The 17702-nt window shown below is 73.0% G+C and carries 17 protein-coding genes; 10 read left to right on the forward strand and 7 right to left on the reverse strand.

The features are described from left to right. Window positions 1-203: 203 nt before the first annotated feature. The 5 genes from ACH4RG_RS26510 to ACH4RG_RS26530 all read left to right on the forward strand — a co-directional run bounded on the left by ACH4RG_RS26510 (window position 204) and on the right by ACH4RG_RS26530 (window position 4156). Window positions 204-686: a hypothetical protein gene (locus ACH4RG_RS26510; protein WP_398540360.1), complete on the forward strand. Its 483-nt coding sequence runs from the start codon at window positions 204-206 to the stop codon at window positions 684-686. 779 nt (window positions 687-1465) lie between these two features. Continuing rightward, window positions 1466-2458: a dihydroxyacetone kinase subunit DhaK gene (dhaK, locus tag ACH4RG_RS26515; RefSeq protein WP_397924593.1), complete on the forward strand. Its 993-nt coding sequence runs from the start codon at window positions 1466-1468 to the stop codon at window positions 2456-2458. A 110-nt stretch (window positions 2459-2568) separates the two neighbouring features. Further along, a complete protein-coding gene (dhaL, locus tag ACH4RG_RS26520) occupies window positions 2569-3180 on the forward strand; it encodes a dihydroxyacetone kinase subunit DhaL (RefSeq protein ID WP_397924591.1) in 612 nt (203 codons plus the stop codon). Further along, on the forward strand, window positions 3177-3587 hold the full coding sequence (locus ACH4RG_RS26525) for a PTS-dependent dihydroxyacetone kinase phosphotransferase subunit DhaM (protein WP_397924588.1): 411 nt from the start codon (window positions 3177-3179) through the stop codon (window positions 3585-3587). Before dhaL ends, ACH4RG_RS26525 begins: the two co-directional genes overlap by 4 nt. A gap of 65 nt (window positions 3588-3652) precedes the next feature. Further along, a complete protein-coding gene (locus ACH4RG_RS26530) occupies window positions 3653-4156 on the forward strand; it encodes an NUDIX domain-containing protein (RefSeq protein WP_397924586.1) in 504 nt (167 codons plus the stop codon). On the opposite strand, the gene abc-f is transcribed toward ACH4RG_RS26530, so the two are convergent. The 6 genes from abc-f to ACH4RG_RS26560 form a co-directional block, all read right to left on the reverse strand. Further along, on the reverse strand, window positions 4120-5856 hold the full coding sequence (gene abc-f, locus ACH4RG_RS26535) for a ribosomal protection-like ABC-F family protein (protein WP_397924584.1): 1737 nt from the start codon (window positions 5854-5856) through the stop codon (window positions 4120-4122). The genes ACH4RG_RS26530 and abc-f overlap by 37 nt on opposite strands. A 506-nt stretch (window positions 5857-6362) precedes the next feature. Continuing rightward, a complete protein-coding gene (locus tag ACH4RG_RS26540) occupies window positions 6363-7403 on the reverse strand; it encodes an NAD(P)-dependent alcohol dehydrogenase (protein WP_397924582.1) in 1041 nt (346 codons plus the stop codon). Window positions 7404-7474: 71 nt separating this feature from the next. Next, window positions 7475-8275: an SDR family NAD(P)-dependent oxidoreductase gene (locus ACH4RG_RS26545; protein ID WP_397924580.1), complete on the reverse strand. Its 801-nt coding sequence runs from the start codon at window positions 8273-8275 to the stop codon at window positions 7475-7477. Beyond that, window positions 8272-8976, reverse strand: a complete 705-nt coding sequence (locus ACH4RG_RS26550; protein ID WP_397924578.1) for a TetR family transcriptional regulator — start codon at window positions 8974-8976, stop codon at window positions 8272-8274. The genes ACH4RG_RS26545 and ACH4RG_RS26550 overlap by 4 nt, the downstream gene beginning before the upstream one ends. 88 nt (window positions 8977-9064) lie before the next feature. After that, entirely contained in the window at window positions 9065-10342 is a 1278-nt protein-coding gene (locus ACH4RG_RS26555; RefSeq protein WP_397924576.1) for a PP2C family protein-serine/threonine phosphatase, read from the reverse strand. Between the two features lie 251 nt (window positions 10343-10593). After that, window positions 10594-11355 carry a GNAT family N-acetyltransferase gene (locus ACH4RG_RS26560; protein WP_397924573.1) on the reverse strand — a complete coding sequence of 254 codons (762 nt, stop codon included), beginning with the start codon at window positions 11353-11355 and terminating at the stop codon, window positions 10594-10596. 634 nt (window positions 11356-11989) lie between these two features. Between ACH4RG_RS26560 and ACH4RG_RS26565 the strand changes: the two genes are divergently transcribed. From ACH4RG_RS26565 to ACH4RG_RS26585, 5 genes are all read left to right on the forward strand, one after another. Beyond that, a complete protein-coding gene (locus tag ACH4RG_RS26565) occupies window positions 11990-12862 on the forward strand; it encodes an RNA polymerase sigma factor SigF (protein ID WP_397924571.1) in 873 nt (290 codons plus the stop codon). Between the two features lie 163 nt (window positions 12863-13025). Continuing rightward, a complete protein-coding gene (locus ACH4RG_RS26570) occupies window positions 13026-13967 on the forward strand; it encodes a TetR family transcriptional regulator C-terminal domain-containing protein (protein ID WP_397924569.1) in 942 nt (313 codons plus the stop codon). 101 nt (window positions 13968-14068) lie between these two features. Next, window positions 14069-14962: a 3-keto-5-aminohexanoate cleavage protein gene (locus tag ACH4RG_RS26575; RefSeq protein ID WP_397924567.1), complete on the forward strand. Its 894-nt coding sequence runs from the start codon at window positions 14069-14071 to the stop codon at window positions 14960-14962. A gap of 118 nt (window positions 14963-15080) precedes the next feature. After that, a complete protein-coding gene (locus ACH4RG_RS26580) occupies window positions 15081-16088 on the forward strand; it encodes a 3-hydroxyacyl-CoA dehydrogenase NAD-binding domain-containing protein (protein WP_397931717.1) in 1008 nt (335 codons plus the stop codon). Then, a complete protein-coding gene (locus ACH4RG_RS26585) occupies window positions 16085-16618 on the forward strand; it encodes a thioesterase family protein (protein WP_398163273.1) in 534 nt (177 codons plus the stop codon). Before ACH4RG_RS26580 ends, ACH4RG_RS26585 begins: the two co-directional genes overlap by 4 nt. A gap of 191 nt (window positions 16619-16809) precedes the next feature. Here the strand turns inward: ACH4RG_RS26585 and ACH4RG_RS26590 are convergent, their stop codons facing one another. Further along, window positions 16810-17547, reverse strand: coding sequence for an adenosylcobinamide amidohydrolase (locus tag ACH4RG_RS26590; RefSeq protein ID WP_398540394.1), 738 nt, complete (start codon window positions 17545-17547; stop codon window positions 16810-16812). Window positions 17548-17702: the final 155 nt, after the last annotated feature.

Below are 17702 nucleotides of genomic sequence, written 5' to 3' on the forward strand. Positions count from 1 at the left end.
GATCCGCACCCGGTGATGGTGAGCTGGACTGCCGTGAGCGCGGCGGTGATGGTGGTGCGGGTGCGTATGGTCCCGGCAGCGCCCGGCAGCGCCGCGTAGGCCCGCGGCAGTGCGGTCCATCCATGAACTGGGGATACGCGCGGTCGTGGACCGCACCGTTGGGTTGGGGGGACTGACCCGCCTGGTTGGCTTGGCTGGTCGCCGTGGTCGCGCTGGTCATCAGCCTCAGGGCGCAGCGGGACGGTCGACGTTCCGCGAACGCGGCCGAGAAGTCGGTTACCGCCGCTGAAGCTTCGGTGGAGGAGGCACGGTTGTCGCGCCTCGCTTCGGAACGGTCGGCCACGGTGGCCGAGGAGACGCTGGCCGATCAGCGACGCGAGGCGGCGGAGCGGCGTGCGGCGGAGGAAGAGGCGTGCCGCCCGCGGGTGGACCTCCGCATCGAGTACAGCGGTGGCAGCATGTTTCTGCTGTTCAATCAGGGCGCCGCCCGCGCTGAGAACATCCGCGCGGTGGGAGAGTACCCGGCGATGAGACCCTGGCCGGCCGGGCTGTCGCTGGGCGAGAACGAGCCGCACCCGTTCATGATGGCGGGCGACTACGCAGATCCCGTCCCAGCAGTGATCAAGGTGGTGTGGCACGGTCAGGACGAACCGGTATCGCTCCGGGTGCCGCAGAACGACGCTTGATTCCCCTGGCCAGGTTCCCCTGCCGTGGGGAGCCGGGAAGAGCGGCGGGCCCTGCCCGCTTCGCAGCGTGGGGCGGGGCCCGACCGGGTGGCGGGAACGGAAATCCCGCAGACCCAACGATGCGCCCAATCCAGCCACAGCATGAGAGGCATGGCCGAAAAAGTGCAGAGTAAGGCATCCGTGGTCAGCGCTTGACCGTCCCGCAGGGCGTCCGCTCCACGTGCCCGGAACCTTCGCACAGATCCGCCGCTGGTGCTGCTCGTCGTTGAGCTGGAGAGTACGAGCGAGGACGTCGAAGACGGCTGGGCCGGGCAGCGGCCAGTCGTGCAGCGTCTTCGGATCACCCCCGAGACAGCGTGGCGACCGACGTGGCCGTTGCTCCGGGCGGGAGGCACGGGTGGGGGGTCGGCTGGGGAACCGCCCGGCCACGTTCGACACCGCGTCCCCGGAGATGCCCTCACGTCGGTGGCCCTCCTCGCCGGTCCGCCGAGCCCCGACGTTTTGCGTCCGGGACCTTGCAGGCCGCCTTTGCGGTGGCATCGGGCATGCCACGTTGACATCATCGCGTTGGAGCACCCAGAAGCCGCCCTCAAGATCAAAGAGCGCTGCGCCAACAAGGTGGCGATCAGCCAGGAAACTCAGCAGGCAGTCAGCATCAGTACCGCCACAAGGCGGGGCAAGCCGCCACGGACCGCCAAGATCCACAACTCGCTCCATCCTTACCCACCTGGAAGAACGCAGGTCCCGAAGCCCTCTGCTACGCACACCAGGAGACTGGCATGAAAATGCTCATCAACGTTCCCGAGACCGTGGTCGCCGATGCCCTGCGGGGCATCGCGGCCGCACATCCCGAGCTGACCGTCGATGTGGAGAACCGGGTCGTCATGCGGCGGGACGCGCCCGTGGCGGGAAAGGTGGGCCTCGTCTCCGGGGGTGGTTCGGGGCACGAGCCGCTGCACGCCGGGTTCGTCGGACCCGGGATGCTGTCGGCCGCCTGTCCCGGGGAGGTCTTCACCTCCCCCGTGCCCGACCAGATGCTGCGGGCGGCGGCAGCCGTCGACAGCGGGGCGGGGGTGCTGTTCGTCGTCAAGAACTACACCGGCGACGTGCTCAACTTCGAGATGGCCGCCGAGCTCGCCGACGACGAGGGAATCCAGGTCGCCCAGGTGGTGGTGGACGACGACGTGGCCGTGAGCGACAGTACGTTCACCGCCGGGCGGCGCGGTACGGGAGCGACGCTGTTCGTCGAGAAGATCGCCGGAGCCCTGGCGGACGAGGGCGCTCCGCTGGAGCGGGTCGCCGCCGTCGCACGGCAGGTGAACGGGGCCTCACGCAGCTTCGGGGTGGCGCTGGGCGCCGTCACCACTCCGGCCAAGGGCAGCCCCACCTTCGATCTGCCCACTGGGGAGCTGGAGTTGGGCATCGGCATCCATGGGGAGCCGGGGCGTGAGCGGCGGCCGATGATGACGTCCGGCGAGATCGCCGACTTCGCCGTGAGCGCGGTACTGGACGATCTGCGCCCCACCGGACCGGTGCTGGCGCTGGTGAACGGCATGGGGGCGACACCGCTGCTGGAGCTGTACGGGTTCAATGCCGAGGTCCATCGGGTCCTGTCCGAGCGGGGTGTCCCGGTGGCTCGTACGCTCGTGGGGAACTACGTGACATCGCTCGACATGGCAGGCTGTTCGGTGACGCTGTGCCAGGTCGACGAGGAGCTGCTGCGCCTGTGGGACGCGCCCGTGCGGACGGCCGCGCTCCGCTGGGGCCGCTGAGCGCCCGACGGACCCCGCGACTGTGTGCGACCCCGGTGCGGGTTGGCCGTACAGCCCGTGCCACCGCCGGGACGAACCGTTCCGGGTGGGACCGAGGAACAGGAGATCATGTGCTCGACACCGACTTCTTCCGCCGCTGGATGACCGCTGCCGCGGCGTCCGTGGAGCGTGAGGCGAACCATCTGACCGAGCTGGACTCGGCGATCGGGGACGCCGACCACGGCAGCAATCTCCAGCGCGGCTTCACGGCGGTGACGGCGGTGCTGGAGAAGGATGCCCCCACCACTCCCGGAGCTGTTCTCACCCTGGCCGGACGGCAGCTCATCTCCACCGTCGGCGGGGCGTCCGGACCGCTGTACGGGACACTGCTGCGCCGTACGGGCAAGGCGCTCGGGGACGACGACGAGGTGACGCGGGACCAGTTGGCCCGGGCGTTCGCGGCCGGGGTCGCCGCGGTGGGTCAGCTGGGCGGCGCGCAGGCCGGGGACAAGACGATGCTCGACGCGCTGCTGCCCGCCGCGGAGGCCCTCGCCACCTCGTTCGACGGCGCCGCGAACGCGGCTCGTGCGGGCGCCGAGGCGACGGTGCCGTTGCAGGCGCGCAAGGGCCGGGCGAGCTATCTCGGCGAGCGCAGTATCGGGCATCAGGATCCGGGCGCGACCTCGTCGGCGCTGCTGGTCGAGGCCTTGGCGGCGACGGCGACGGACGGAGCGGGCGCGTGAGCGGCGAGCGGCAGGTGGGCATCGTTCTGGTCTCCCACAGCGGTGCCGTCGCCGAGTCGGTCGCCGAGCTGGCCCGGGGCCTCGCCGCCGGCGGGGTGACCGCGCCGGTCGCCGCGGCGGGCGGGCTGCCGGGCGGCGGGCTCGGGACGAGCGCGGAGCTGATCGGCCGGGCCGCCGCCTCGGTGGAGCGGGGGGCGGGTGTCGCGGTCCTGGTGGACCTGGGAAGCGCGGTCCTCACGGTGAAGGCCATGCTCGCCGAGGGCGACGAGCTGCCCGAGGGCACGCGGCTCGTGGACGCGCCGTTCGTGGAGGGCGCTGTGGCGGCCGTGGTGACCGCCTCGGCGGGTGGCGACCTCGCGGCGGTGGAGGCCGCGGCCTCGGAGGCGTACGGCTACCGCAAGACGTAGCGCTGCCTCCGGGGCGTGCCGGGCCCGCGTGGCGCCCCGCACCGTGCCGCAGCAGACTTGACGACATGTCGACAGGCAGGCGCAGTGCGGGGCTTCTTCTCTTCCGGGTCACGGAGGGCACGGGCGAGCGGGATGTCGAGGTGCTGATCGGGCACATGGGCGGACCGTTCTGGGCGGGGCGGGAGGCGGCCGCCTGGTCGGTGCCGAAGGGCGAGCACGGACCGGAGGAGGACGCGGAGACCGCCGCCCGCCGGGAGTTCGTGGAGGAGCTGGGCGTGCCGGTTCCGCCGGGCGCGTGGATCCCGCTGGGCGAGTCACGGCAGCGCAGCGGCAAGACGGTGACCCTCTGGGCCGTGGAGGCGGAGCTGGACGTGGCGTCCGTCGTGCCCGGGACGTTCACGATGGAGTGGCCGCGCGGGTCCGGCGTGCAGCAGGAGTTCCCGGAGATGGACCGGTTCGCCTGGTGCACGCCGGAGCAGGCCGCCGAGCGTCTGATCGTCGGCCAGCGGGTGTTCGTCGACCGGCTGCGCGCTCAGGTGCGCGGGAGCACCGCCTCCCCGGACGCGTAGGCGGGCACCGCGCCCGCCGGGCGGCCTGCCCGCAGTTCCAGTACGTCGCCGGTGAAGCGGGCCCGGAAGCTGCGGTCGTGCGAGACGACGACGACCGCGCCCCGGTACTGGTCGAGGGCCTGTTCCAGCTCCTCCACCAGGCTCAGCGCGATGTGGTTCGTCGGTTCGTCCAGTACCAGCAGATCGGCGGGCCGGGTCACCAGCCGGGCCAGGGCCAGCCTGCGTTGCTGGCCGACGGAGAGAGACGCGACGGGCACGCCGAGGTCCTCGGGGCGGAACAGGCCGAGGGCCAGGAGCTCGTCGGCGTACTCGTCGGGGAAGCCGGGGCGGCCCGCCGCGAAGGTGGCGAGCAGGGTGCGCCGGGTCGGGCGCGCGGGCAGTTCCTGCGGGAGGTAGCCGATGCGGGCCCGGCGGGTGACCGTGCCCGCGTCGGGGGTCAGGTCACCCACGATGACCCGCAGCAGGGTGGTCTTCCCGGCCCCGTTGCCACCGGTCACCAGGAGGCGGGCTCCCGGTGCCACGCGCAGGGAGGGGAGGCGGAGGCGGTCCCCGACGGAGACGGCGTCCAGCTCCACGAGGGGCCTCGCGCGGTCCGCGGTGCCGGTCACGGTGGTGGTGCCGTCGCGGTCCGCCGGGCCGGTCCCGTCGGCGACGGTCGGGCGGCCGGTGAAGGCGAGCGGGTGGGGCGGGGGCGGCACGGGAGACCTGCGCAGCGCGTCCAGCCGGGTCCGGGCGGCCCTGACCTGGCCGGACAGTTTCGCCTCGTGCGAGCGACGGTGCTTGCCGAAGCCCTGTTTCGGGTCTCCTCCGCTGGCCGCGAGCCGCGCTCCGGCCGCTGCGACGAGCTCCTCGGTGCGGGCCAGCTCCGTCAGGTACTCCTCGTGTCGCTGGGCCCAACGGCGGCGGGCGGCGGCCTTGGCGGTGCGGTAGCCGTCCCAGCCGTCCCCGTACCGGGTGACCGTGCGCAGGTCCCGGTCGACCTCCAGGATCACCGAGGTGACCCGCTCCAGGAACGTCCGGTCGTGGGTGATCGCCACGACGGTGCCCGGGTGGGCGCGCAGGTGGTCCTCCAGCCAGCCGACGGCGCGGGCGTCGAGGTGGTTGGTCGGCTCGTCGAGCAGCAGCAGGTCGGGGGCGGCTGCCAGGACGCAGGCGAGGGCGAGCCGGGACTGCTCGCCGCCGGAGAGCGTGACGAGAGCGCGGCCGCGGGTGAGGTGGGCGAGGCCGAGGCCGTGCAGAGCCGCTTCGGTGCGGGCGTCCGCGCGGTAACCGTCGCGGTCCTCGTAGGCGGTGAGGAGGTCGCCGTACGCGGCGAGTTCCGCGTCGGTGGGCCCCGGGTCGCCGGGCTTCCGCTCCGAGAGGCCGGTCTCCGCCTCGCGGATACGGTGTTCGAGGTCGCGCAGTTCGGCGAGGGCCGCGTCGACGGCGTCCTGCACGGTGCCGGCCGGGTCGAGGCCGAGGGTCTGGGCGAGATAGCCGGTGCCGCCGGGGAAGCGGACGGTGATCTCACCGGAGTCCGGTTGTTCCACTCCGGCCAGCAGCCGGAGCAGTGTGCTCTTTCCGGAGCCGTTCTCGCCGATGACGGCGGTCTTCTCACCGGGCCGGACGGTGAGGGTCACCTGGTCGAGTACGGAGCGGTCCCCGTACTTCTTGGAGACGTCCTTGACGGCCAGTTGAGCGCGGTCGCGCTGGGGGTGCATGGGTGCCTTTTCCCTGGGTGACGGCCCGCGAAGGCGCACGCGGAGGCGCGGCGGCGGGGCGTGGATGCCGGACGGCGGAGGGGACGGCGGCGGGCGCGCGGTGACGTCAACGTCACCGCGGGCGTCTCAGAGGGACGCGCGGTGCGGCGCGCTGCGGCCGTCCGGGCCGGGAATCAGCGGAAGAAGTAGTAGTGGTACGAACCCATGTCGGCCATTCTAACGGCGGCCGGACTCCCGGCGCCGGGGATTTCTCGCCCGCCCGGGGGCGGCAGCCGGCCAGGAGCCGGAGACCGCCGCCGGGGCGGTCGGGCGGACGTTCCACGACGGAGGGACCGGGAGGTTCAGCCGCCGGACGCGGGCGGATTCAGGCACCCGCCGGGGTGCCGGAGGGGGCCCGTGCACCCGCCGGAGGGGGCGGAGGGGGCCAGCCCCCTGCCCAGGGGCCGGAAGGAATCAGGCCGCTGCCCGGGGGCCGGAGGGGCTCGGCCACCCGTGGGCCGGAGAGCTCAGCCGCCCGGGAGGATGACGGCCCGGCCGTTGATCCTGCCGTCGTGGAGGCGCTCGTAGGCGAGTGGGGCCTCGTCGAGGGAGTACGTCTCCACATGGACGTCGACCGCTCCGGCGTGGGCCAGGTCGAGGACCTCGGCGAGCTCCTTGCGCGAGCCCCAGTAGGGCGCGCTGACGTTGGTGCCGTACGGAAGCGTGCCGAAGCCGACCGGGAGCGCGCCGCCGCCGATGCCGACGATGGTGACGTCGCCGTCGACGCGGGCGACGGCGCCCGCGGTCGCCACGGTGGGCGGCGCTCCGACGAAGTCGAGGACCACGTGGGCGCCGAGTCCGCCGGTCAGTTCCATGACGCGGGCGGCCGCCTTCTCGTCGGAGAGGACGGCTTCGTGCGCGCCGACGGTCCTGGCCAGGGCGAGCTTGTCCTCGGTGACGTCGAGGGCGATCACCCGGGCTGCCGTCATGGCGCGCAGCAACTGGATCGCGACGTGGCCGAGGCCGCCGGTACCGATGACGACGGCGGTGGAGCCGGGCACCAGCTTCGCCCGGGAGCGCACGATCGCGTGGTACGGGGTCAGCCCGGCGTCCGTGAGGGGCACGGTCTTCACCGGATCGAGGTCACCGATCGGAAACAGGTGGCGGGGGTCGTCGACGATCATGTACTCGGCCATCGCGCCGGGCGCGCCGAGTCCGGGCGGCATGATGCCGAGCTCCGTGGCGCGCAGGCAGTAGTTCTCCCTGCCTTCGGCGCAGTTCACACAGGTGCCGCAGCCCCAGGGTCCGTAGACCGCGACGGAGTCGCCGAGGGCGAAGCCGTCGACGCCGTCACCGAGGGCGGCGACCGTGCCGACGCCCTCGTGCCCCAGGGTCAGGGGCAGCGGGAAGGGGACCTGGTCGGCGGGCCAGCTCATCACGGCGATGTCGGAGTGGCAGACACCGGCGGCGGTGACCTTCAGCAGGACCTGTCCGGGGCCGGGCTCGGGGTCCGGAACGGTGACCACCTCGGGGGCGGCGCCGACGGCTCGGTACTGAACGGCTTTCATGAGGTCTCCTCGCTTCTCTCTTGACTCTCTTTGTCGCCCCCGTGTCCCCCGCGCGCCACTCGGGGGCTCTGTCACGGGGCGGAGTAGCCGCCGTCCACCAGGTGGTAGCTGCCGTGGATGAAGGAGGCCTTGTCGGAGAGCAGGAACGCCGCGAGTTCGGCGACCTCCTCGGCGGTGCCGAGCCGTCCCGCCGGGTGCAGGGAGATCAGGTGCTCACGCGCCTCCGGGTCGGTGTTCCGCAGGAGCGGGGTGTCGATGAAGCCGGGGCCGACCGCGTTGATCCGGACGTTCTGTCCGGCGTATTCGAGCGCGGCGGTCTTGGTGAGACCGACGACGCCGTGCTTGGCCGCGACGTAGGCGGGCGACCCGGCGAAGCCGTTGGTGCCGAGGATGGAGGACATGTTGACGATCGCGCCGCCGCCCGCCGCGACGATGGCGGGCAGTTCGTAGCGCATCGAGAGGAAGACGCCACTGAGATTGGTGGCGACGACGCGGTTCCAGTCCTCGACCGGGTACTCGCCGGTGGGGCTGCTGGAGCCCGCGATGCCGGCGTTGTTGACGGCCAGGTGGAGGGCGCCGAAGGCGTCCACCGCGAACCGTACGCCCGCTTCGACGGAGGCCGGGTCGGTGACGTCCATCGCGACGGCGGCGGCCCTGGCCCCGGCGCTCTCCAGGTCGGCCGCGGCCTTGCGCGCGTTCTCCTCGTCGTAGTCGGCGACGACGACCGCCGCGCCGCCGGCGGCGAGCCGCCGGGCCAGGGCGAGGCCGATGCCGGAGGCGCCGCCGGTGACGAGGGCGGTGCGGCCCGCGAACTCGGTGCGGGCGTCGGCCTTCGCCGCGGCCGCGGGGGTGGAGCTGGGCTCGGTGCTCATGGTGTTGCCTCTGTTCCTTCTGCTGCTTCGGTGGTACGGGTGGTTCTGGTGGTGCCGCGGTGCTGTTCCGCAGCGGGGCGCGGCTCGCCGAGCAGGTCAGCGGAGAGCGCGTCGAACGCCTCGGCGACCAGTGCGGGCAGAGCGTCCGGCCGGCCTCCGCGCACCCAGGCGGCCTGGGCGGCGAGCAGCGCACCCGCTCCGGCGGCGACGGTCACGGCGGGGCGGATGTCCTGCCGGGGATCGACACCGAGCCGGTCCGCGACGATGGCGACCGAGTCCTCCTGGGCGTCCACCCGGATGTGGTGGAAGACGGCGTAGAGGGTCGGCTCCTCCTCGGCGACGACCAGCAGGTCGAAGATCCGGGGGCGGAGGTGCCAGGGCTCCGACCCGGGATCGGCGAGCCAGTCGAGGACGGCCCGCCGGTAGGCGAGGAGCGGGGGTTCAGGTGCCGGGCGGGCTCGCAGGGCCGCGTTGATGCGGTCGCCGTCACCCCGCAGGGAGTCGAGGGCGGCGGCCTCCTTGCTCGTGAAGTACCTGCTGAAGGTGCGGCGGTCGACGTCCGCGGCTTCCGCGATCTCCTCGACCGTCACGTTCCGCAGCCCTCGGTCGAGCACCAGCTCGAACGCGGCCTGCGCCAGGGTGTCGCGGGTGCGGCGCGCCTTGCGGCCGCGCCGATCCGGGATCTTCCGTTCCGGAGTCATACATGCACCGTACACCTGAAAATGTCCCCACGCGACATTAGTCTCGTGGGGACATCAGGGATACCCGCCGCGGTCCCGCGCCGCGGGTTCAGACCGCGGCGGGCCGCCGCTGGGCCTCGCCCGCTTCGGCGGGATCGCCATGGGGCCCGGCGCCGGAATCGGCGTCGCCGGGGAGGGCGTCGCCGGCGAACGCGGCGCCCTGGACCGCGGGCCGCCTTCCGCCGTCGGCAGAGGCGCGCAACAGGGCGAGCGCGGCGATGTCGTCGCGCCGGACGCCTCCGGAGAACTCCCCCAGATCGACGTGGAGCGCGTCGAGCAGTTCGCGCGGCCCATGCCCGGCCCAGGCCCTGATCCGCTCGTCCAGCGGGTAGAAGGCGCCGCCGACGTCGCGGGCCTCGGTCACCCCGTCGGTGACGACGAGGAGCGTCGCGCCCGGCGGGAAGTCGAAGGACTCGGTCGTACGGGTCTCCTGGCTGAGTCCGGCGAGGCCGAGGGGGACGTATGTCCGGTGGAGCGTGACGGCCGAGGACCGGCCGTCGTGCAGCAGGCGCGGCGGCAGGTGCCCGCAGTTCACGACCTCCACCCGGCCGCCCTCGTCGAACCCGAGGACGAGCGCGGTCACGAAGCGTTCTGCCTCACCCGTCTGGGCGGAGAACACGTTGTGCCGGACGACGGCGGCCTCCAGCGCCTCCACCACTCCCGTGAGCGTGCGTTCGCGGATGGCCGCCTCACGGAACGCGGCGATGGCCGCGAATCCGGCGCCGATGGCCGCGAGCCCCTTGCCCTGGACGTCTCCGATGATCACGCGGGTCCCGTGGGGCGAATCGACGACCTCGTAGATGTCTCCGCCGACGAAGCGGTCCTCCTCGATCGGCTCGTAGAGCCCGTGCGCGACGACGTGGTCGGTACCTACCGGCAGCGGCCGCAGGATCTGGCGCTGCAGGGCGACGGCGGCGGACCGCAGCCGCGCCATCTCGGTGGCGTGGCGGATGCGCGCGGCGCAGGCAGCGACCCCGAGCACACAGGCCAGTACGGCGAATCCGATGCCGAAGACGAAGTCCCAGAAGGTGCCGTCCGCCCCGACCCGGAACCCGACGACGACGGTGGTGATCCACACCGCGATCCAGATGGTCTGGCGGAGGCTGCAGTAGACGGAGGCCAGTGCGGGGACGACCACGAGCAGCGGCACGACCCGCAGGTCGTTGCCGGTACTGACGTCGAGGAACACGACGAGTACGGTCAGCAGCGCGAGACCGCCGACCAGTGCCCAGTCGCCGATCCGGCTCTGGGACACCGCTCCGGCGCCCGCGTCCGCTCCGGGCGCGGTATCACCCCGGGGCATGACCCCGCTCCGTTTCTGTGCCATGTCCAGCAACCTCATGGGCACGGCCTGTCCTCCCGCTGATCTCTCGGTGCCGCCCGCGGTTTCGGTCGGTCCCTTCCAGTTGACCGGGTGGCGGGCGTCCGCGCAGGAGGGCTTAGGGCCCCGGGCGGCCGCCGAAGGTCCCGCCCGGGACCTCCGGCCCGGGACCGTGGTCCCGTGCCGGGGGTGCCTCAGGTCCCGGTCCCGTCGCGCGGGTACCGGACGGGTAAGGGGGATCGGGGTACCAGTACCGGTCAGCGCAGCGAGGGCCTGCGGCTCGCGTCGGCGGACGGGAGCGCGGCGGGGACGAGCGCGGAGATGAATTCCGGACGTCGGCGAAGCCGGAAGCCGAGGGACTCGTAGAGCCGAACGGCCCCGGTGTTGGAGGCGGAGGCGTGCAGGAACGGCGTCTCGCCGCGCTCCCGGATCCCGTGCGCGACCGCCAGGACCAGCCGGCTCGCCAGCCCCTGCCCCCGTACGGACTCGTCCGTGCAGACACCGCTGATCTCCGTGAAGCCGGGCGGGTGCAGCCGCTCCCCCGCCATCGCCACCAGCGCGCCGCCCCGACGGATGCCCAGATACGTGCCCAGCTCGACCGTGCGCGGCAGGAAGGGACCGGGGCGGGTGCGCGCCACCAGGTCCAGCATCTCCGGCACGTCCCGGGGGCCCAGCGGGACGGCCTCCGGATCGGGCGCGGCGTCCACCGACGCGTCGACCATCTGGACGCCCTCGGCCCGGAAGACGATCTCCCAGTCCCGCGGCGGCGGCTCCTGGAACGCTGCCAGGGCGACGGACCCGCCCGGCCCCGCGAGCGCCGCGACGTCGGCCCAGTCCCGGGCGTCCGGGGCGTCGGGGAGCGCGATCCAGGGAGTGACGTCGGCGGGATAGCGCAGGACCCGCCCTCGGCTCTCGGCGAAGTGGGCGTGCGGGCCGGTGAGCGAGGCCCGGGCGGGGTTGTCCAGGGGGTGGGGCCCGGAAGGATCATCGGTCCGGGGCCGGTTGCTGTTCCGGGTCATGGGCTTCCTCGTTCTCGTTCCGTCCATCGCGCGGTTCTCGGCAGCGGGTGCTCGGGGTCGGTAGCGGCGTACCCGCCAGGCAGGAGAAGCCGGCGGGTACGGCGGGTATTCCATGAGGCGGCTCTGTTCACGGCGTCGCCGTCATCGGGGCGCGGGCTGTCCGCCCCCGCGCCCTGCCCGCGCCACCGGCGCCGACGCCCCCCGGCGACACCCCGCTGCTCCGGCGCACGCCCGAACGGCGAGCGACGAAATCGACTCATCCGTAGGCCAATACGCGCCGGTCCGGTCCCAACGACCCCCCGGCTGTGGCACTCTGGTGGCGACCGCCCCACCGGGCTCCCCCGTACCGGTGGGGCGGTTGTTTGCGCATTCATTGCTCGCGCCGTTCATGTGCGCCCTCTACCTGCACCCTTCGGCTCGCGGCTTTCGACCCGCGTCTCGCGACCCGTGCCACTCGGCTCGCCCCTCGTGGCCTGTGCCTCTCGGATGACCGCGCCTCAGGGCCGAACTGCACCTGTTTCGAGCCAACTCATTCCGGTTGGCCGGATCAACTCGCGCTTCGACGTATGAGAGCCGCGCCTCTGGGAAGGCGAACAGACCTCAGGGCCTACGAACCAGGGAGCGTGAAGCCGACATGACCGCACAGACCGCGCAGCCGGCCGGTACGGAGCAGACGGGCGCCACCGAAGAACTTCCGTGGATCGAGGATGCCGGGAAGGTCGCCCCGATGGACGCGCGCCGGCTCTCGCGCCTCTTCTTCGACCGCCTCCAGACGCTGGAGGAGGGCACGCACGAGTACCAGTACGCGCGCAACACCCTGATCGAGATGAACCTGTCCCTCGTCCGCTTCGCCGCCAACCGCTTCCGCAACCGGGGCAGCGGCGACATGGAGGACATCATCCAGGTCGGCACCATCGGACTGATCAAGGCGATCGACCGCTTCGACCTCTCGCGGGAGGTCGAGTTCACCTCGTTCGCCGTGCCGTACATCGTCGGGGAGATCAAGCGGTTCTTCCGTGACACGAGCTGGGCGGTGCACGTGCCGCGGCGCCTCCAGGAACTGCGGGTCGACCTCGCCAAGGCGAAGGAGTCCCTGGCGGGCGACCTCGACCGGGACCCCACCGTGCGGGAACTGGCGGAGAACCTGGGGATCGAGGAGTCCGAGGTCACGGAGGGGATCGTCGCTTCCAACGGCTATACGGCGGGCTCCCTGGACATGCCGACCGACACCGCGGAGGGCGGACCCGGTCAGGCCGCCGGACGGACCTTCGCCGATGTGCTGGGCGAGCCGGACCCCGCCATGGAGTCCGTGGAGAACCTCCACGCCCTCGCGCCCCTGCTGGGCGAACTGGACGAGCGGGAGCGCCGGATCATCGACATGCGCTTCGGCCAGGAGATGACCCAGGCGCAGATCGGCGCGGAGCTCGGGATATCGCAGATGCACGTGTCCCGACTGCTGAGCCGGATGCTGGGCAAGCTGCGGAGTGGGATGCTCGTCGAGGAGTGATCACCGCGAGCCACCCCGTCGGGCGGTGGCCGGACGGACAGCGGACGAGCAGGTGTTGCGGTTCTGACTGATGAATCAGTCAGAACCGCAACACCTTGCTTGTTCCGGGATTACCTCCCACCAATGTTGAGGTTTTCTCAACACATGGCTACGGTGGCTGACCATGCAGCAGGATGAGGTGGCCGCACGGGTCCGGCAGGTGATCGACGCGACGGGTGTCAGCGCGCGCGAGTTCGCTCGGCGGATCGTCATCGATCCGTCGAAGCTGTCCCGTTCGCTGAACGGCACACGGCGCTTCACCGCCGCCGAGCTGGCCCGGATCGCGGACATCGGCGGTGTGGACGTCGGTCGGCTGATCGGTACGACGCCCGGTGCCGACGACGATGCGGCGGCCGGTGCGGCGGGCGAGGCGGCAGCCGGTGCGGGTGAGGCGACGGCCGGCAGCGCGACGTCGAGGCCGTCGACCGTGCGCGCCCCGTCGCCCCCTCGCGCGCCATCGCCCTCGCCGGAGGGCGGCAGGCCCTTGCAGATCGTCCGCGAGACCGTCCGGCTCATCGCCGAACGCGGATTCCACGCCGTCCGGGTCGCGGACATCGCCGCGGCCTGTCACACCAGCACGGCGGCGATCCATTACCACTTCCCCGGCCGTGACGAACTGCTCGAGGCGGCGGTCCGCTGGTGCATGGACGAGGACACCCGTCGCCGTGCCGACGCCACGGCCGGCACCCGTCACGCCGGGGACGAGCTGCGTCTGCTGATCGAGCTCCAGACGCCCCGCACCGAACAGCAACGGCGGCAGTGGTGCGTCTGGCTCGACCTGTGGGCCGAGGCCGCCCGGTCCACCACGGTCGGACGGCTCCATGTGGAGTACTACCGCCAGTGGCGGTCAACGGTCGCCGACGTGATCCGTCGCGGCGTCGGACAAGGCGTGTTCCGTCCGGTCGACGCGGACAGCACGGCCCTCGCCCTCACCGCCCTGATCGACGGCCTGGCCTCCCAGGTCCTGGCCACCGAGCCCGGCCGCCCGGGCACCGGCGCCCAGACCATGCACGACGCGCTCATCGCCCACGTGGACGCCTTCCTGACGTCGCCCCCGGCCGGCTGACACCCGCGCCCGCCCCGCACGCCCCTCTGAACCCCAACCCCTGAGCCCGAGCTCTCCCAACTCCCGAACTCCCCGAACTCCCCGAGAGGAGACGTTCCCGCATGCCCGTGAACCAGGACGTCATCATCACGTGTGCCCTCACCGGAGCCGGCGACACCGTCGGCCGCAGCCCCCATGTCCCGGTGACGCCCGAGCAGATCGCCGCCTCCGCCGTCGAGGCCGCCGGTGCCGGGGCCGCCGTGGTGCACATCCATGTCCGCGATCCGGAGACCGGCGCACCCTCCCGCGATCCGCGGCTCTACCGGGAGGTCGTCGAGCGGATCCGGGAGACCGGCACCGATGTGGTCATCAACCTGACCGCCGGAATGGGCGGAGACCTCGTCATCGACCCGGAGGCCCCGCTCCGTCAGCTGCCGGGCACCGATCTGGTCGGCGCTCTCGAACGGCTGCCGCACGTCGAGGATCTGCTGCCGGACATCTGCACCCTGGACTGCGGTTCACTCAACTTCGGTGACGGCAGCAATCTCTACGTCTCGACCCCCGACATGCTCCGCACCGGCGCGAAGCGCATCCAGGAGCTCGGAGTCCGGCCCGAGCTGGAGATCTTCGACACCGGGCAGCTGTGGTTCGCCAAACAACTCCTCGCCGAGGGGTTGCTCGACGACCCCACGGTCTTCCAGCTCTGCATGGGCATTCCGTGGGGCGCGCCCGCCGACCCCGGCGTCCTCCAGGCGATGGTCAACATGCTTCCGCGGGGTGCCCAGTGGGCGAGCTTCGCGCTCGGCCGGATGCAGATGCCCTGGGCCGCCCAGTCGATCCTGCTCGGCGGACACGTCCGGGTCGGCCTGGAGGACAACCTCTACCTGGGCCGGGGCGTCAAGGCCACCAACGGTCAGTTGGTGGAGAACGCCGTGCGCATCACCGAATCCCTGGGCTCCCGGGTCGCCACGCCCGACGAGGCACGCCTGAAGCTCGGCCTGCGCCCGCGCGCCTGACCACGCACGCCTCCCTCTCCCTCCCGCACGTCCTCCCCCCTTTCCCTCCCCCCTCCTGCCCCTCCTCCCCCTCTTGCCCCTCCTCCCCCACCCCCACCGTCCTTCTGGAGTATCGCCCGTGCCTGTCCCTCCCTCCGCCGCCCCGACCGACGGCCCCGCCGCCCCCTGCGCCCCGGAGGACGTACGCCGTGTCGCGTGCGTCGGGGCCGGGGTGATCGGCGGTGGCTGGGCGGCCCACTTCCTCGCCCGCGGCTACGACGTCACCGCCTGGGACCCGGCCCCCGACGCGGCCGTCCGGCTGCGCCGGCTCATCGCAGCGGCCTGGCCCGCGCTGGAGCAGCTCGGGCTGGCCCCCGGAGCGTCGCAGGACCGGCTGACCGTCACCACGACCCTCGAAGAGGCCGTGGCCGACGCCCAGTTCGTCCAGGAGAGCGCCCCCGAGAAGCTGGACCTCAAGCGCGATCTGCTGGCCCGGCTGGACGCCGCGGCGCCCGTCGGCACGGTGATCGCCTCGTCGACCTCCGGCTACCCGATGACGGACATGCAGACCGAGGCCGCCGACCCCGGGCGGCTCGTCGTCGGGCACCCCTTCAACCCGCCCTACCTCATCCCCCTGGTCGAGGTCGTCGGCGGCGAACGGACCGCCCCCGCAGCGATCGACTGGGCCTCGCGCTTCTACGCCGTCGCGGGCAAGTCCGTCATCACCATGGAACGCGAGGTGCCCGGCTTCATAGCCAACCGGCTCCAGGAAGCCCTCTGGCGCGAAGCCCTGCACATGGTCGCCAACGGCGAGGCCACGGTGGCGGAGATCGACGCGTCGATCACCGAGGGCCCGGGGCTCCGCTGGGCCGTCATGGGACCGATGCTGACCTTCGCGCTCGCGGGCGGCGAGGGCGGGATGGCCCATATGCTCGACCACTTCGGCCCCTCGCTCAAGTCGCCCTGGACCAGGCTCGAGGCACCGGAACTGGACCGGGCGCTGTACGAGGCGGTGGTGGCCGGCTGCGAGGAGGCGGCGGACGGCCGGAGCATCGCCGATCTGGTCGCCGAGCGGGACCGGGGCGTCATCGGCGTCCTGCGAGCCACGGGCCGGCTGCCCCGGTCCGCCGAGGAGGTCGCCCGATGAGCGAGCACACGCCCCCCGAGGAGACGGCCCTGGCGGACGACGCCGCGGAACTCCCCCTGTTCCACCGGACCGTGCGACCCGAGTGGATCGACTACAACGGCCACATGAGCGAGGCGTTCTACGTCCTCGTCTTCGGGTACGCCACCGACGCGATGATGATCGGGACCGGTCTGCACGCCGGGTACCGGGAGAGCACCGGCTGCTCGCTCTACACCGTCGAGTCGCATCTGCGCTACCTCCGCGACGTGGCCGAGGGCTCTCATCTCGCCGTCCGCACCCGCCTGTTGGGCGTGGACGCGAAGAAGGCGCGCTTCAGCCACGAGCTGTACGTGGTCGGCGCGCCGGACGGCGTACCGGAACCGGCGGCCGCCCCGGTGGCGACGAGCGAGCTGCTGGCGCTCCACGTGGACCAACGGGCGGGCCGCACCGTCCCGTTCCCGGATTCCGTACGGAAGCGGCTGGCCGCGCTCGTCGAGCCGACGCCCGTGTGGGCGGGCCGCTCGATCGCCGAGGTCCCGGCGACCCGCTGAGCCGTCGACGCCCTCCGCTCGCCGCCGCCGCGCCCGCCCGGCCGGCGCCGCGGCGGCGAGCGGCGGCCCCGCACCCGAGGCTCGGGCAGGCTCGGCGCATCGCCCCCATCACGTACCGCGCCGAACCCGGGCTGCCTGTTCGACGCGGTGGTGCGGCGTCCGGTGACCGTGGGTGAGCCGGCCCGGGCCCGTCACGGTGCGCTGCGGGCCCCCGCCAGTACGGCGGTGTGCACGGCGCGGGCGATCCGCGCGCCCCAGGCGGACCGGGGCCCCGCGAAGAGTTCGCCGCCGTCGGGTCCCGGTTCGGGAGAGGCGACGCACACGGCGTCCGTGGGGGTGCCCGAGCAGTCGTGTCCGGCGTCCAGGAGTGCCTGCACCTTGGCCTCGGTGGCGGTGGCGACGGCGTTGACCAGGGCGGCGTCGGAGAGCGCGACGGGCAGTGTGACGACGATGTTGACCGTGCCCGGCCGGAACGGGGCCGCCGGGACCTCCGCGGGCTCCGGCCGGAACGGGGCCGCCGAGGCCTCCTCCTCCTGCGGACGCGACACCCCGGTGGCGGTGTCGGGGGCCGCCGCCCAGCCCCGTACGCCGAGGCCGGCGGTGACGGTCGCGGTGACTCCACCGTCCTGGCCGGTCGTGTACGCCGCCACGTCGGCGGCGGTCATCAACCCCGCGCCCGGTCCGGTGAGCCCCTCCGCTGCGGCGATCTCGGCCAGGTGCCGGTCCGGGTCGAGACGCGGGTAGCCACCGGGGACCTGGGCGTTGAGGACCCAGGCCCGGGTGCCGATGCCGCCGCCGAGGATCGCGCTGCTGCAGACCCGGACGCCGGGCCCCAGCCGCCAGAGGAGATGGTGGAGCCGGTGCCCGCCCTCGTGCCGGTCGCGCAGTTCGCCGCGTTGCGCGGGCGGCCGGAGGCGTACGGAAGAGATGGCGCACCCCTGGTGGCTCGGCGGGTCGGCGGCGGTCCGTCCTTCGGCCGTCGCGGTCCGCCGATCATATGCGGGACCCGGACCCTCACCCGATTGGCCTAACGGGTCCGTGGGCGGCCCGGTGCCGCCGCACGGGCCCGGGGCCCCGCACCGGG

Source organism: Streptomyces sp. NPDC021019 (genome assembly GCF_044333295.1).
Taxonomy (GTDB): domain Bacteria; phylum Actinomycetota; class Actinomycetes; order Streptomycetales; family Streptomycetaceae; genus Streptomyces.